Origin of the sequence: Aminobacter anthyllidis (assembly GCF_018555685.1) — a bacterium.
In the GTDB taxonomy this organism is placed as follows: domain Bacteria; phylum Pseudomonadota; class Alphaproteobacteria; order Rhizobiales; family Rhizobiaceae; genus Aminobacter; species Aminobacter anthyllidis.
Genome location: NZ_JAFLWW010000013.1, coordinates 98,881 through 113,187, shown reverse-complemented (window position 1 = coordinate 113,187; position 14,307 = coordinate 98,881). Strand labels below are relative to the sequence as shown.

Below are 14,307 nucleotides of genomic sequence, written 5' to 3'. Positions count from 1 at the left end.
GATGCTGACCGAGCCGTTCGTCACCGACTATTGCCGCGCCAACATCTGGCTGGTGGGCGGCAGCGAGTGCGACATGCTGGTCGATACCGGCATGGGCATCTGTGCGCTTGCGCCCGAAATCGACACGACCCCGGGCAAGCCGCTTCTCGTCGTTGCCACCCATGTCCATCTCGATCATGTCGGTTCGCTGCACGAATTCGCCTGGCGCGCCGGTCCGCGCATCGAAGCACCATTCTTCGAGACGATGCCTGACGAGGCTACCTACGCCCACATGTTCCGCAACTTTCCCGGCGCGGTGTCGCAACTGCCCCATCCCGCCTGGAGTTCCGCCGACTACACGATCAAGCCCGCGCCGCTGCATCGCCTGCTCGACGAAGGCGACGTGATCGAGCTTGGCGACCGCACCTTCACCGTGCTGCATCTGCCCGGCCATTCGCCGGGATCGATCGGCCTGTTCGACGAACGTTACGGCACGCTGTTCTCAGGCGACGCCATCCATGGCGGGCTGTTGGTCGACGACATGCCGGATTCGAACCGCGCCGCCTATTGCGCGACCATGCGCAGGCTCACCGCCCTGCCGGTACGCGTCGCCCATGGCGGCCATGCCGACAGCATCGACGGCGCCAGGATGCGCGAGATCGCCGAGGATTATTTGAGAAGGAACGAGGGCTGACGGGCGCTCTTGCCCCCTCACCCGGCCTCCGCTCCGCTCGGACGACCTCCCCCCGGTGGGGAGAGGAGATCGGCGCCGTCCCCGCTTGCTCTTCTCCCCACCGGGGAGAAGGTGGCCCGAAGGGCCGGATGAGGGGGCATTTTCAGCCGTAGCCTCCTAGCCCAACCCTTCCTCAAACCCGCTGATCGCCTTGACCTCGAGGAAGTCTTCCAGCCCCCACTTGCCGCCCTCGCGGCCGAGGCCAGATTGCTTGTAGCCGCCGAAGGGGCTCCCATAGGGGCGGTCGGTGCCGTTGATCTGCACCATGCCGGCGCGCAGCTTGCGCGCCACGCGCTGGGCGCGGGCCTTGTCGCTGGTCTGGACATAGGCCGACAGGCCGTAGGGCGTGTCGTTGGCAATGGCGATAGCTTCTTCTTCCGTTTCAAACGGGATCATCGCCACCACCGGCCCGAAGATCTCCTCGCGGGCGATGCGCATGTCGTTGTTGGCGTCGGCAAATACCGTCGGGCGCACATAATAGCCGCGGTTGAAGCCTTCGGGCCGGCCGAGCCCGCCGGCAACGACGCGCGCGCCTTCCTTGATGCCAGCGTCGATTATGGCCTGCACCTTGTCGAACTGCACGTCCGACGACAGCGGGCCGATATGATCGCCATCCTCCGCCGGGTTGCCGACCTTGACGGTGGCCGCATATTTCGCCGCGATATCGACGGCCTTGGCATAGACCGGGCGCTGCACCAGCATGCGCGTCGGCGCGTTGCAGGACTGGCCGGTATTCTCGAAGCAATGCGCCAGCCCGCGTGTCACAGCGTCGGTCAGGTCGGCGTCGTCGAAGACGATGTTGGGCGACTTGCCGCCCAGCTCCAGCGCCACGCGCTTGACCGTCTCGGCGGCAGCCTTGGTGACGGCCACGCCGGCGCGGGTCGAGCCGGTGAACGACATCATGTCGATGCCGGGGTGGCGCGACATCGCCTCGCCGACTGTCGGCCCGTCGCCATTGACCATGTTGAACACGCCGGCCGGGAAGCCCGCTTCCTCCATCATCTCGGCAAACACGATCGACGACATCGGCGCGATTTCCGACGGCTTCAAAACCACCGTGCAGCCTGCTGCGAGCGCCGGCACGACCTTCAGCGCCACCTGGTTCATCGGCCAGTTCCACGGGGTGATCAGCCCGCACACGCCGATCGGCTCGCGCACGATGCGCTCCTGCGGGTTCTTCTCGTTGAGCGGCTCCTCGAATTCGAAGCCCTTCAGCACGTCGATGAAGCTCTCGATGTGGCCCGAGCCGCTGGCTGCCTGCGATTCCAGCGCCAGCCTGATCGGCGCGCCCATCTCCCAGGAAATCGCCTGGGCCATGTCGCGCACCCGCCTGTTATAGGCGGCGAGCAGCTTTTCGAGCAGCGCCACACGTTGTTCGCGGCTGGTTGTGCTCCATGCCGGGAAAGCGCGCTGCGCTGCCGCAACCGCTTTGTCGACATCGGCAGCGGAGCCCAGCGAGATCACCGCGAAGGCCTGCTCGTCGGCAGGGTTGATGACTTCGAGCTCTTTCGCGACCGTGGGCGCGACCCATTTTCCGTCGATGAAGAAATCCGTCTTGCGCAGCATGGCAGGCTCTCCCTGGTGCATGAACCCGAAATCGGTTTTCGGTTCATGCACGATTTCAAATTGCTACAGCGTCCTTTGCGCGTCCAATGGGACGCGCGGCGCTGTGGTGTTGGCAGACTTGTAGAACGGCGCGGGGCACGTCCGTGTCTCGAATCCGACCGCATTTGTAGGCCGGCAGTCCCGCTACGGGAAGTGTTGGTTCACTGCTTCGCGCGTTCTTGCCCCAATGTCAGTAGGTTTCGATAATATTCCCTGCCACGGCTGGATCGCACGCCAGCTTGTTTTATAAGGCTCGTCCATCGAGGCCACCATCATGTCCATCACTGGTTCGCGGCGCCAGGCGGCGATCGCCTTCATCTTCGTCACCGCCGTCCTCGACATCGTCGCCATGGGCATCATCATTCCGGTGCTGCCCTCGCTTATCGAGGAGTTCGCGGGTTCCAACGCCGATGCCGGCTGGATCAATGGCGTCTTCATCGCGCTGTGGGCCTTCATGCAGTTCATCTGCTCGCCGATCATCGGTTCGCTGTCGGACCGCTACGGCCGCCGCCCCGTCATCCTTTTGTCGACGGCAGGCCTCGCCGCCGACTACGTGCTGATGGCGCTGGCGCCGAACCTGTGGTGGCTGGCGCTCGGCCGCATCGTTGCCGGCATCACCTCGTCGAGCTTCACCACCGTGTTCGCCTACATGGCCGACATCACCCCGCCCGAGGGCCGCGCCCGCGCCTACGGCCTGATCGGCGCCGCCTTCAGCGCCGGTTTCGTCGCCGGTCCGCTGATGGGCGGCTTCCTCGGCGAGATCTCGCCACGCGCCCCGTTCTGGGTGGCGGCGGCGATGAGCGGGCTTGCCTTCCTCTACGGCGCCTTCGTCCTGCCGGAATCGCTGCCGCGCGAAAAGCGCATGGCGTTTTCCTGGCGCCGCGCCAATCCGTTCGGCGCCATGATGCTGCTGCGCTCGCATCCTGAGTTGACCGGGCTCGCCGCGGTGACATTCCTGCTGCATTTCGCCCATCACGTCTTTTCGGCGGTTTTCGTGCTTTATGCCGCCTACCGCTACAACTGGCATGCCTGGGAGGTCGGCACGCTGCTCGCGATGGTCGGCGTGCTCGACATGATCGTCCAGGGCCTGATCGTCGGCCCTGTCGTCAAACGCTTCGGCGACCGCGCCACCATGGTCTTCGGCCTGTTCGCCGGCGCCTTCGGCATCGCCTGCATGGGCCTGGCACCGAGCGGCTTCTGGTTCACCCTGGCGATCATCCCGAACGCACTTTGGGGCCTCGCCATGCCGACGACGCAGTCGCTGATGACCCAACGCGTCACCGATTCCGAGCAAGGTCAGTTGCAGGGCGCCAACATGAGCGTGGCGAGCATCGCCGGTGTCGCCTCGCCGCTGTTCTTCGGCGCCGTCTATGCGTGGACCGTGCGGGACGGCACGTCGATGCCCTATCCGGGGCTCGCCTTCTATCTCGCGGCCGCCGTGCTGCTTGGCGCGGCACTGCTCGGTTGGGTGGTGGCGCGCAAGGCAGACCGTGCCGATGCAGCCGAAAAGGCGGCCTGAGAAATCCTCAGTCCTGAACGGGCCGCAAGGCCGGCAGCACCTCGCGTCCGAAGAGCTCCATGTCGGCGACAGCTGCCGGCATGTCCAATATGCCATTGCCATTGAAGACCAGCCGGACGGCGTCGATGCCGCTGCTTGAGGCAAGTGCGTTCAATTGCGCGGCGCAGTCCTCCGGTGAACCCGCGATGACCTGCCGGGCCATGGCCGTCTGTCTGTCGGGCATCACGATCTGGTCGGTGGGCCGCCCGGCGGCCCGCGCCGAGGCCAGCCGGCGTTCGAATAGCCGCGGGACCAGCTCGTCGAGTTTCGCCATCGCCTGCGCGGTCGTCGGCGCGATGCAGACGTAGCGCGACAGCGAGGACGCCCGCAACCGGCAGTCATGTCCCTCCTCCGCGAGAATTGCCCGATAGGTGGCAAGTTGCGCGGCCTCCGGCGGGTCGAGGCTGAGCAGCAGCGGCAACCCCTCGCGTGCGGCAAAGCCGAGCGTGTCACGCGAGCTTCCCGCGACATAGAGCGGCACCGTCTCGCGGGCCAGAAGCGGCCCGACGGTGACTTTCGAGACTGGCCAGCACGCGCCTTCCTCTATCCTTGCGCCAATTGTCCAAACGTCGCGCATGATCCGGAAGGATTGCTCGAAACGATCCCGGGTGCTCTCCGCTGGAATTCCCAATGCTTCAAGCGTCGCCGGATGCGTGCCACGGCCTATGCCCAGATCGAAGCGGCCGCCGCTCTGCCAGTGCAGTTGCGCAACCTCCTCGGCCAGCATGTATGGGTGATAGAGCGGCGTGACGACGATGGAGGTTCCTACCCTCAGCCGCCGGGTCCGGGCAAGGATCGCCGAAGCCAGGATCAAGGTCGAGGGATAGGCCTGGGGCGGGTCCTGGAAGTGAAACTCGTTGAACCAGATGCCGTCGAAGCCCAGGCCGTCGATCTTTTCGCAAAGACCAAGCAGCCTTTCATGGCCCTCGGTGCGACCGCCCCGGGCAAACCCGGCAATGTCGAGGCGCATCAGGTCAGCTCATGCGGGGCAAAGACCGGCACGCCTCTTAGAATGCCAATCTCGACATCGACACCGTAGACGTCGCGAACCCTCGCTTCAGTGAGCGTTTCTTGCCAGTCGCCATGGCCCACGACCGCACCCTTGTCGAGCAAAAGCAGGCTGTCGGAAAACCGGGCGGCAAGCGACAGGTCGTGGATGGCGACAAGGGCGGTAACGCCTCTTTCCCGCGCGATCTCGGCCACCACGCGGAGCGTGAAAAGCTGGTTGCCTATGTCCAGCGCGCTTGTCGGCTCGTCGAGAACCAGCACATCGGTTTCCTGCGCCAGCGCACGCGCCAGCATCACGCGCTGGCGTTCGCCGCCGCTGAGTTCCGACATCGGACGAAAGGCGAAATCCTCGAGTCTCAGCCGCCCCAGGAGATCCTCGACGACGGCGAGATCCTTGCGGCTCGGGCTCGCGCCCATATGTGGCGTACGGCCGAGCAGGCAGGTCTCGAACACCGTCGCCGGAAAACTGAGCGGCGACGATTGCGGCACATAGGCGATGCGGCGCGCCCGTGCCTTGGGCGTCATCCCGCGCATGTCCTTGCCATCGAGCAAGACTCGTCCGGATGACGGCGAGGCCAGGCCGAGCACGATCCGGACCAGCGTCGACTTGCCAGCGCCGTTCGGCCCGATGAGACCGAGGATGTCTCCCTTTGCCAACTCCACGGAAACGTCGCGCAAGACCTGCCGCGCGCCATAGCCGAAGCCGACTTGCTCGATCGAAAGATGGGCGCTCATGAAAAATACTCCGAGCGGCGCGACAGGATCAGGTGCAGGAACAGCGGCACGCCGACGAAGGCGACGACGATGCCAACGGGAATGACCGTCGGGCTGAACGCCATGCGCCCCAGCGTGTCGGCGAGCAGCAGCAGGGCCGCACCGCAGATCGAGGCAAAAGGAATGAGATAACGATGGTCGCTGCCGATGATCAGGCGCCCGACATGCGGCCCGATCAGGCCGACGAAGCCGATCACGCCGGTGAAGCTGATGACAACCGCCGAGACCACCACCGACAAGACCACCGCAAGCCCGCGCAGCATCGCGACATTGATGCCGAGCGAACGTGATACGTCATCGCCGGCACTCGTCAGCGCGTTGAACTGCCAGGCCTTGGCCTGGGCCAGCGGCAGGGCGATCAGCAGCGCGAGGCCAGCAACCGCAACCGCGTCCCAGCCGATGCCGTTGAGGCTGCCGAAGGTCCAGTGAACGACACGTGCAAGCTGCTCCTGGGTGGCGACGAACTGCACGGCCGCCGTCATCGCGCTGAACAGGTACATCAGCGCGATGCCGGTCAGCACCATTGTCTGGGCACCCATGCCGCGCAGCCAAGCCATGGAGAACACCAGCACGGCACAGCCAAGGGCAAAGAGGAAAGCAGTCAGCGGCACGAAATAGAGGCCGGCTGCGCTGAAGCCGACGCCGAACATGATGGCGACAGAAGCGCCGAAGGCCGCCGCCGAAGACACGCCGATCGTGTAGGGACTGACCAGCGGATTGCGCGTGATCGCCTGCATCAGCACGCCGGCGAATGCCAGCGAACCGCCCGCCACCATGGCCATGACGACGCGTGGCAGGCGAAGATAGAGCAGCACCCGAGCCTGCTGCGGATCGGCGTTTGCCTTGACATAGCCGAAGGAGAGCTTTTCGACGACGATCGCAAGCAAGGTCGCAAGACCGGTTTCGGATATCCCGACGACGGCCACGGCACCGGCCAGCACGAAAAGCGCAAGCGCAGACAATACGATGACCGCGAGCCGCCAGCGTCCTGCTTGCCGGTAGCGCCGGGCGCTGCCTAGCGCGGCATGGCCATTCGGCAGGCCGGCGGTCGTTGCGATATCCATGGGGCTCACCTCAGCGCATTGGTGGAAACGCGCCGCAGCCAGGACTGGCGGCAGCGCGTCCGGTCGTCAGTTCACGGCGGCGCCCTGGTAGGTCATGCGTCCCTCGAACGGCAGACCCTGAAAGGTCTCGATCCATTCCTTCATCGCCGCTTCCGGATCGACGTCGGCGAACAGCTCGGGGTAAAGCCACTTGGCGACCTGCAGCGCACCCGTCACCTTGGACGAACCTCCGGCGAGGTAGTAGTTGATCAAGCGGACATTGCCCGCCTGCCCTGCCGGCGTACCCACGATCTCCTCGCGTGCGACGATCGCCTTCCAGCCGTCGACGAACTTGGCTTCCGGAATGGTCTTGTAGGATCCGGGCTGCAGCTTGATCACCAGATCCGGCTTGCGCGCGATGATCTCCTCGGGATCTACGGTGAAGCTGTTTTCATTGCCGCGCGACGACGGCTCCTTCTTGATGTCGATGTCGCCGAAGACGTTGATGCCGCCGCCGGCCTCGATCATGTCGTGCCAGCCCGAGCCGGGCGTGACGGTCACCAGGTCACGCACTTCCTCGAGATAGACGCGTCTGCGTTCGACGCCCTTCAGGCGCTCTGCCAGCAGGTCCATGTACCTGGTGTAATAGGCGTTCAGCGCGTCGGCCTTTTCCTTCTCGTCGAACAGCTTGCCGAACAATGTCACGTTCTGCACATGCTGGAGCGTGTCCCAGGCGGTGACCACCAAAACCGGGATGCCGAAGGCTTCGAGCTGTCGCGCCGCTTCCTCGTAGACGCCGTTGCGCGGGATGATCACCACGTCGGGCTTCAGCGCGACGATCGCCTCGTAGTTGGGCTGTGTCTGGCCCTGGCCGACGATGTCGGTTTCCTTGAACTGCGGCCAGTAGGCCGGGTCGCGCATCGTGCTCGCATCGACGCCGACGACCTTGTCGATGGCGCCGATGGCGCGGGCGAACTCGACGGCGTAGCGGTTGAAGATGACGGCGCGCTTGACCGGCAGTGCCAGCTCGACCGTGCGGCCGGCATCGTCGATGAAGGTTTCCGCCATTGCCGGCGCAATGCCGACGGCTGACGCAAGCGTCAGCGCCAGCCATATGACTAACTGTCTGATTTTCATGATCTCTCCATCCAAGAATGTAGGGCGCAACGTCCGAAAGCCCGCTTCCGCGCGGGCAGGCCGAATGAAAGGGACAGGGCGCGCGGGCGTGGCAAAGCAACGACAGCCGGCGACGCGAAAAGCGCCCGCTGAAGCTCTCGATATCCTGGGGAAACCGATCTTCCCGTCATCGCCGAGCCAACCTCTACCTGCCAGGACGAGGCTGCGGAAATGCGGGCCCGACGAAAGCCGAACATGGCTTCCGAGCTGGAACCGTCACTCCTGTGGCACACCCCGACCACGGAATCTCACTCTGTCAGGCAGGTCTCCTGGCTCGCGGGTCGTAGCCTTCATCACCCGTCTTCCCAGCACGCAAATGCCAGTGACACAGGGGCGATCGGCTCACCGCTTACAGTTGCGGGTCAGCTCCGGTTTCTCACCGGATTCCCTCTTAGCTTCCACCCGGGGATGGAAGACCATGACGGCGGCAAACTATCGCCGGGCAAGGTAAAGTCAAGTCGCAATCCAGGACTATGCAAGGCCAGCATTTGCTGCCCTGGCGGCGATCTGCGAAAGATCTGATCGTAAGGACATGACTGCATTTCAACAGGCACGAGTTCAATCGAACTTGCATAGACGCCCGAAACGCTTTGGGATTGATCCGCGGGCGGGCTCAAGGCGCCGGCGACACTTTCACCGAGACGACCTGGAACGGCACCGCGCCATAGGTTGCAACGGTCCGCTCGTGCTCCCAGTCCCGGAACTGCCGCGATGGACGAGCGGCAAGCGTCAGATCGCCATCGGCTTCGGCGGGACGAATGGTGCCGCGAAAACGCAACGTCATCGCCCCTCCCGATTTGCCGAGCTTGCGATATCTCAGCCGCGCAAAATGGTGCTCGCCGCCATTGAGCTCCATCTCGATGCGACGGCGCATCGGCGGCGCATCCAGCCGCACCACGATCTCGATCTCGGCCGCTTCGCCGGAGGCAAACTGGCGCGGAATCTGCAGCCGCTGCGACAGGGCAAAGCCGTCGGGCTTCACTTCCGCCGACAGCGCGGCGCGACGGCCATGCCACTCGACGCCAGGCAGTTCGCGTTCGCGGACGGCACGTTTCTTGCGCATGCGCAATTGCTTGGCAACGCCGCGCGAGAGCCAGGTCAGCCCCTTGAAATCGGTCCGCGGCTTGGCCTGCAGCAGCGAGCCTATCCGGGAAGCGCCGGCGCGGTCGGCCATCGCCACGATGCGTTCCAGAACGTCACAGGGAACCGGCACGGACATCTCGGCTTCGAGATAGGTCAGCGCGACCGCGGCCGGCACGGCAAGATGCCGGCGTGCGATGACCTCGCAAAACACCGCCCAGTCGATTTCGCAGGCGCGGATCGCCACGGCGCTGTCGACCAGCCAGTCGCTGTGGGTATGAGCGTCCAGCCCGCCATGACCGATCGCCAAAGCCACCCGGTCGGCGGCTGACGGCACCAGGACGTCGAGACCTGAAAATGTCGCCGGCAACGCACGCCTCCAGACCGCCTCGTCGTCCGCATCGTCGGCCTGCGACCAATCGTAGGCAGCCTGATGCAGGTCGATGTCGCCATAGCTGCCCATGAAGAAGTTCATCGAGCGCACGGCGCCAAGCCGAGGCCTGAGATATTGCGGGCTGACGCCCGTCGACACTTTCCAGTCGCGCTGGCGCAGCACGTCGAAGGCAACCGCCATGTGCTCCGGGCGCACGAGAATGTCGATGTCGTGAGCGACACGGCCACGCTGCGCCGCCGGTTCGACGGCGATGCGGCTTGCGCCCTTGAGCAGCATGATCGGTGCGCCTGCCCCGACCATCGCCTTCAGCGCCGGCTCGGCCTCACGCATGGCGAGCCGCGACTTGGTCCACAGCATCTTCTGCAGGCCGGCAAGGCGCGGATAGGCAAGATGCGCAGCGAGCGCCTTGCCGAACCGGTCGGCGATTGCCGCAAGCAACCTGTGCTCGCGAAATTCGACCGCATCGATGTCGTTGGCATCGAGCCATTTCGACGCCTGCGCCTGAGCCGCAATCTGGTCTGGCAACAGCACGGCCTTGAGCAGCCGGTCGAGACCATTTGTCGGCCAGGCCCAGCCATAATCGGGAAAGCGCCGGCCAATGCGGCGAGTGGTCGTCGCCATCAGCCTTGCCCGGCGTTCTTGAGCTTGCGCCGCAGCATCGCCATCCGCGCCACTTCGAGATAGCCGCGGTCGCGGTCGGGATCGCGGCCATAGGACATGCTGCCAGGCAGTATCCGCCGCAGCGAAAGCACCTCGTCGATCATGCCGAGCTGGTGGCCGTCCTCGCGGGCGCGGCCCAGCCAGTCGACCATGTCGCCCCGGTTGCCGGGCGGATCAATCACCGGCCCGACTGCAAGCGCCACGTCGCGGCGAACCAGCATCGTGGTTCGCGACCATCCCGGGCCGACAGTGCCCTTGCCGTCATCGGGTTCACCATGCCTGAACGTACGCCAGAGCGTGAAGACGGCCGCCAACTGCGGCATCTCCTCCAATCTGCGGAACTGCCGCTCGATCTTTTCGGGCAGCCACAGGTCGTCGGCATCCACCGTGGCAATGTGGGGATGCGCGCAATGCGCAAACCCTCGGGTCGTTGCGCTGCCCGGGCCGGCATTGTCCTGCCTGATGTAGATGAATTCGACGCCTGACTGGCGCGCCGCCAGCTCGGTTTCGTCCGTCGAGCCATCATCGACGACGATGATCTCGGCAGGGGCGAGGCTCTGCGCTACGACCGAGCGCAGCGTCTCGGCGATGGTGCGGGCCGCATTGTAGGCGGGGATGACGACACTGTAGTAGGTCATGGCCGCAGCGGAGCACCCTCGCCGGACGGGTGTGTCACCTGCACGAACCCCCTGAGGTCACCGAGCGTGGGATCGGCCTTGCGGCGCCGCATCGACTTCTGCATCGCCTTGAGGAATTCCCTCCGCGACTCCGCGACGTTGCGCGTCAGATTGTACTCGTGGCGGCGGTAGTAGAGGGCGATCGTTTCGGGAAAGACGTGCCGTGCCCGCTGCTCGAAAATGCGAAACAGGAAGTCGGTGTCTTCGGCCTGCGCCAGGTCCTCGTCGAATTCGCCGATCCGCTCGACAAGGCTGCGCCGATAGATACCGGCCGACAGGTGAACGCCACGGAAAATGCGGTCGTCGCATCCCGCGACTGGCTCCAGCGTTTCATCGTCGATCTGGTCGACCATCCGCATGTAGGAATAGGTCAGCTCGAGCGCCGGATCGGCCTTGAAGTAGGCAAGGTCGGCAGCAAAACGGCCGGGCGGCGAAATGTCGTCCGAATCGATGAAGGTCACGAACTCGGTATCGTTCGCCAGCTGGCGCAGCCCGGCATTGCGCGCCTTGGTCACACCCGCATTGGCCTGCGAAAACATGCGGATCGGCGCACCACCAGCGATGAACGAGCGCACGGCTTCAGCGGTGCCGTCGGTCGAGCCGTCATCGATGACGATGACATCGAGGTCCGCCGCCTCGCGCTGGCGCAGCACCGAGCGCAGCGCCGAGCCGACATAGGTCTCGCGATTGTAGACGGGCAAGACGACGCCCAGCTTCATGGAATGCCCCTGTCCAGAAACGCAGCGATCGTCTCCGCGATCTCGTCGCCGCGCGTACCCAATGCCAGATCGTAACATGGAAGCCGGCGTGTCAGCTCGCCAAAGAAGCGAAAACCGCTCTCGCGCTCACCCGGCGTCTGCGCGATGCCGGACGGCGCCAGCGCCATCAGCGCCTCCTTGCGCGCGACGGGCGTGATCGCGCTGCGCTCCGCGCCTGAAATCCTGGGCACCAGCAGCGCCACGATATCGAGTTCGTCGGCCAGGCCACGCGAACAAACGTCCCGCACCCTGAACTGGTGCTTGCCTTGCCAGTTGAGCGGCCCCGGATCGGGCAGCCATCTGGCAAGCCCAAGCCTGTCGAAACCCGCGGGATCCTGCTTCAGCGTCGTGAACAGTGGCCGCGCCATCGAACGGTCGCCGTCCAGTTTCATCAGCACATAGTCGTCGCCAACGCTGTCGAGCCCGGCCAAAAGACCCGAGACGACCGTCCCCGATTTGCCCGCCCCACCGGCGCCGGCCAAAAGCACACCCCTGCCACCAACGCCAAGCGTTCCGGCGTGCGTCAGGCGCATGCCGCGCGCGGCATATTCCCAGTGCAGGAAGCACCGCAACGGCGCGCCGAATTCCCATGGCGGACAGCCATCGGCGGACAGCATCAGCTGCACGCCCAGCCGCCTTTCGACGTCGTAGAACTGCCAGTAGTGGAGGTCATGGAAATAGTTGCCGCGCAAGCCGTGGGCCTCGAGTCGTTCGGCAAACATGTGCGGATTGAACAGCGCCTCGCCCCACAAGGCGGGTCTGGGTATCGAGCCTATGCCGGGATGCGCCAGGAATATCCTGACGCGCTGCCCTTGCTCGGCAAGACTGGCCGTCGCCATGCCATGCGCAAGGGCCGTTGCCAACTCGCCATGATCGGAAAAGACGTCGATGCCAAGGCCAGGCAGGTCGACGCGACTGAGCACCGGAAAGGCTGCGGCATTGGCATCGCACGCAGCGAGCAACCCGCGCGCATAGTCGGCAAGACCATCAAGGGTTACGCGTCGCATATGCACCTTAAGGCAGGAAATGAGAACCGAAAGCTGCGCATAAGGCCGGCGCTATTGCTTCACCACCGGCCAGCCGGCGGGCTCGTCGACATCATGGATCGGGTCGACCATCACCAGGTCGGCCAGTTCGTCGTGCATGTCGATCCTGAGCGCTTCGCGGGCTGTGGCAAGACGCCCGGCAAGGTCGGGCGAAAGGGCTGAGGCTGCCGCTTCCGGTGCCAACGAAAGCAATCCGAATTCGGTCAGCCTGGCGACAAAAGCGTCGAGATCATCGGCGGAAAGCTCGCCACCACCACAGGCGCGGCCGACAAGGCTCGCCGGCGGAACCTGCGCGATCAGGGCTTCCCACACGCAACTGCCGCTGTCGGAAAACCCGAAATACCTGCCGCTGGCGAGGTCGAGCACAACCGCGTCGCCATCAAAAGTTTCGTAGACGATGTCAGTGCTTGAGACCGCGTAGATCGCCGAAAACCCCATCAACCCAACCTACCCCTAGGCTACATACAAGACTGCGCGCTTATACAAGAACGGGCGCATATTAGCAGCCCCCGGCGGCGGTGTGTACGCGGTTGTACCATCAACCGCAACATTCATCCCCAGATTGTTGAATGGTGGTGTCCAAGAACTCGTCGCCGGTGTACCGGCCAAGGCCTTCTCGGCGGCGCCATCGACGTGCGATAGATGCGTCTTGAAACTCAGTCGCCCCCCGGAAATCATGCGGTTCAAGAACAGATTGAGGCTGGCATTTCGCACCCACATCCATGCGGATCGCAGCTTTGCGCCCGATGCCGCGGCCCGGGCAGGAGACGACCTTAGGATGGCGGCGGGCCGGCTCGACGACGGATCATACCCCGTATTCTGCTCTTCGATGCTCAATCACGCGCCACTTGGCGTGGCGAACTACCTTGGCCCACGCCTCGCCGGGCAGCCCACTCTTCTTCTCGTCTGGTTCACCTGGGCCATGCGCAAGGAGAGGCAGGTCCTGCGGACGCTGACCGCCCAGCGCCTCTATCGCCGCTGCCATCCCGAACATCGCTTCGTCTTCATGTGCAATGAACTCGAGGAAGTCGCGCTGTTTCGCGAAAACGGACTCAACGCTGTATTTTGCAGCCACAACGCCCTGGCTGACGAAGAGACGTTCAAGCCCGTTCCAGGCGTCGAACGGGTCTACGATGCGTTCTACAATGCGATGATCAGTCCGTGGAAACGGCGTCACCTCGCCCGTCTTGTGCCAAGCGCGGCGCATGTCTTCTACGAGTCCAGGCTGACCGGAAGACGACAGACCGCGGAACTGCTCAAGGAACTCAAGCGGATGATGCCCGCGCATCATTTCCTCAATCCGCACGATGATTCCCGCATCGAAAAGCTGCTGTGGGGGACGATCAACACGGCCATGGCCGCCAGCGCCACCGGTCTGTGCCTCTCGGCCGAGGAAGGGGCGATGTATGCCAGCATCGAATACCTGCTCGCCGGACTGCCTGTCGTCTCGACACCCTCCATCGGTGGTCGCCATATCTTCGGCACCCCCGAGACGTGGCTGACGGTCGAGCCGACGGAGGAAGCGGTTCGCGATGGCGTCGCCGAGATGAAGGCGCGGAATGTGCCACCCGAACGGGTCCGCGCCATCACCCTCGACAAGGTCCACGAGCATCGCAAACGGCTGCGCGCCTGCGTGCTTGTGGAAACCGACGGCCAGGTCGACCTGCCGGAAGACTATGGCCACGCTGTCTATCGCGGCCTCAACAACTGGCAGCGCGGCCTGGATTTCGAGCGGATGCTGATCAACGATTATCGCGGCCGATGAGATCGATCCTGCGGCGTCGGGCTGCACATTTCGGCAAGCGGCCCGGCAGGC

At 64.6% G+C, this 14,307-nt stretch carries 13 protein-coding genes and 1 riboswitch; of the genes, 3 read left to right on the top strand and 10 right to left on the bottom strand.

Annotated features, from left to right (window positions below; genetic code table 11):
* The first annotated feature begins 1 nt into the window (after position 1).
* A complete protein-coding gene (locus J1C56_RS29660; RefSeq protein WP_214393606.1) occupies positions 2-673 on the top strand; it encodes an MBL fold metallo-hydrolase in 672 nt (223 codons plus the stop codon).
* 156 nt (positions 674-829) lie between these two features.
* On the opposite strand, the gene J1C56_RS29655 is transcribed toward J1C56_RS29660, so the two are convergent.
* A complete protein-coding gene (locus J1C56_RS29655; RefSeq protein ID WP_214393529.1) occupies positions 830-2,278 on the bottom strand; it encodes an aldehyde dehydrogenase family protein in 1,449 nt (482 codons plus the stop codon).
* A 313-nt stretch (positions 2,279-2,591) separates the two neighbouring features.
* On the opposite strand from J1C56_RS29655, the gene J1C56_RS29650 reads away from it, so the two are divergent.
* Entirely contained in the window at positions 2,592-3,836 is a 1,245-nt protein-coding gene (locus J1C56_RS29650; RefSeq protein ID WP_214393528.1) for a TCR/Tet family MFS transporter, read from the top strand.
* 7 nt (positions 3,837-3,843) lie between these two features.
* On the opposite strand, the gene J1C56_RS29645 is transcribed toward J1C56_RS29650, so the two are convergent.
* The 9 genes from J1C56_RS29645 to J1C56_RS29605 all read right to left on the bottom strand — a co-directional run bounded on the left by J1C56_RS29645 (position 3,844) and on the right by J1C56_RS29605 (position 12,929).
* A complete protein-coding gene (locus tag J1C56_RS29645; RefSeq protein WP_214393527.1) occupies positions 3,844-4,845 on the bottom strand; it encodes an LLM class flavin-dependent oxidoreductase in 1,002 nt (333 codons plus the stop codon).
* The gene (locus J1C56_RS29640) at positions 4,845-5,618 is read right to left on the bottom strand and encodes an ABC transporter ATP-binding protein (protein ID WP_214393526.1); all 774 of its coding nucleotides are present in this window, start codon (positions 5,616-5,618) and stop codon (positions 4,845-4,847) included. The genes J1C56_RS29645 and J1C56_RS29640 overlap by 1 nt, the downstream gene beginning before the upstream one ends.
* Complete coding sequence (locus J1C56_RS29635) at positions 5,615-6,721, bottom strand: FecCD family ABC transporter permease (RefSeq protein ID WP_214393525.1); 1,107 nt, start codon at positions 6,719-6,721, stop codon at positions 5,615-5,617. Before J1C56_RS29635 ends, J1C56_RS29640 begins: the two co-directional genes overlap by 4 nt.
* Positions 6,722-6,787: 66 nt before the next feature.
* Positions 6,788-7,837 carry an ABC transporter substrate-binding protein gene (locus J1C56_RS29630; protein WP_214393524.1) on the bottom strand — a complete coding sequence of 350 codons (1,050 nt, stop codon included), beginning with the start codon at positions 7,835-7,837 and terminating at the stop codon, positions 6,788-6,790.
* Positions 7,838-8,119: 282 nt separating this feature from the next.
* Positions 8,120-8,312: riboswitch (cobalamin riboswitch) on the bottom strand.
* Positions 8,313-8,489: 177 nt separating this feature from the next.
* Positions 8,490-9,971: a nucleotidyltransferase family protein gene (locus J1C56_RS29625; protein WP_214393523.1), complete on the bottom strand. Its 1,482-nt coding sequence runs from the start codon at positions 9,969-9,971 to the stop codon at positions 8,490-8,492.
* Positions 9,971-10,648, bottom strand: coding sequence for a glycosyltransferase family 2 protein (locus tag J1C56_RS29620; RefSeq protein ID WP_214393522.1), 678 nt, complete (start codon positions 10,646-10,648; stop codon positions 9,971-9,973). The genes J1C56_RS29625 and J1C56_RS29620 overlap by 1 nt, the downstream gene beginning before the upstream one ends.
* Positions 10,645-11,406 (bottom strand): glycosyltransferase family 2 protein, encoded by a 762-nt coding sequence (locus J1C56_RS29615; protein WP_214393521.1) that lies wholly within the window; start codon positions 11,404-11,406, stop codon positions 10,645-10,647. The genes J1C56_RS29620 and J1C56_RS29615 overlap by 4 nt, the downstream gene beginning before the upstream one ends.
* Positions 11,403-12,452: a serine kinase gene (locus J1C56_RS29610; RefSeq protein WP_214393520.1), complete on the bottom strand. Its 1,050-nt coding sequence runs from the start codon at positions 12,450-12,452 to the stop codon at positions 11,403-11,405. The genes J1C56_RS29615 and J1C56_RS29610 overlap by 4 nt, the downstream gene beginning before the upstream one ends.
* Positions 12,453-12,503: 51 nt before the next feature.
* Entirely contained in the window at positions 12,504-12,929 is a 426-nt protein-coding gene (locus J1C56_RS29605) for a PqqD family protein (RefSeq protein WP_214393519.1), read from the bottom strand.
* A gap of 238 nt (positions 12,930-13,167) precedes the next feature.
* Between J1C56_RS29605 and J1C56_RS29600 the strand changes: the two genes are divergently transcribed.
* Positions 13,168-14,256, top strand: coding sequence for a glycosyltransferase family protein (locus J1C56_RS29600; protein ID WP_214393518.1), 1,089 nt, complete (start codon positions 13,168-13,170; stop codon positions 14,254-14,256).
* Positions 14,257-14,307: the final 51 nt, after the last annotated feature.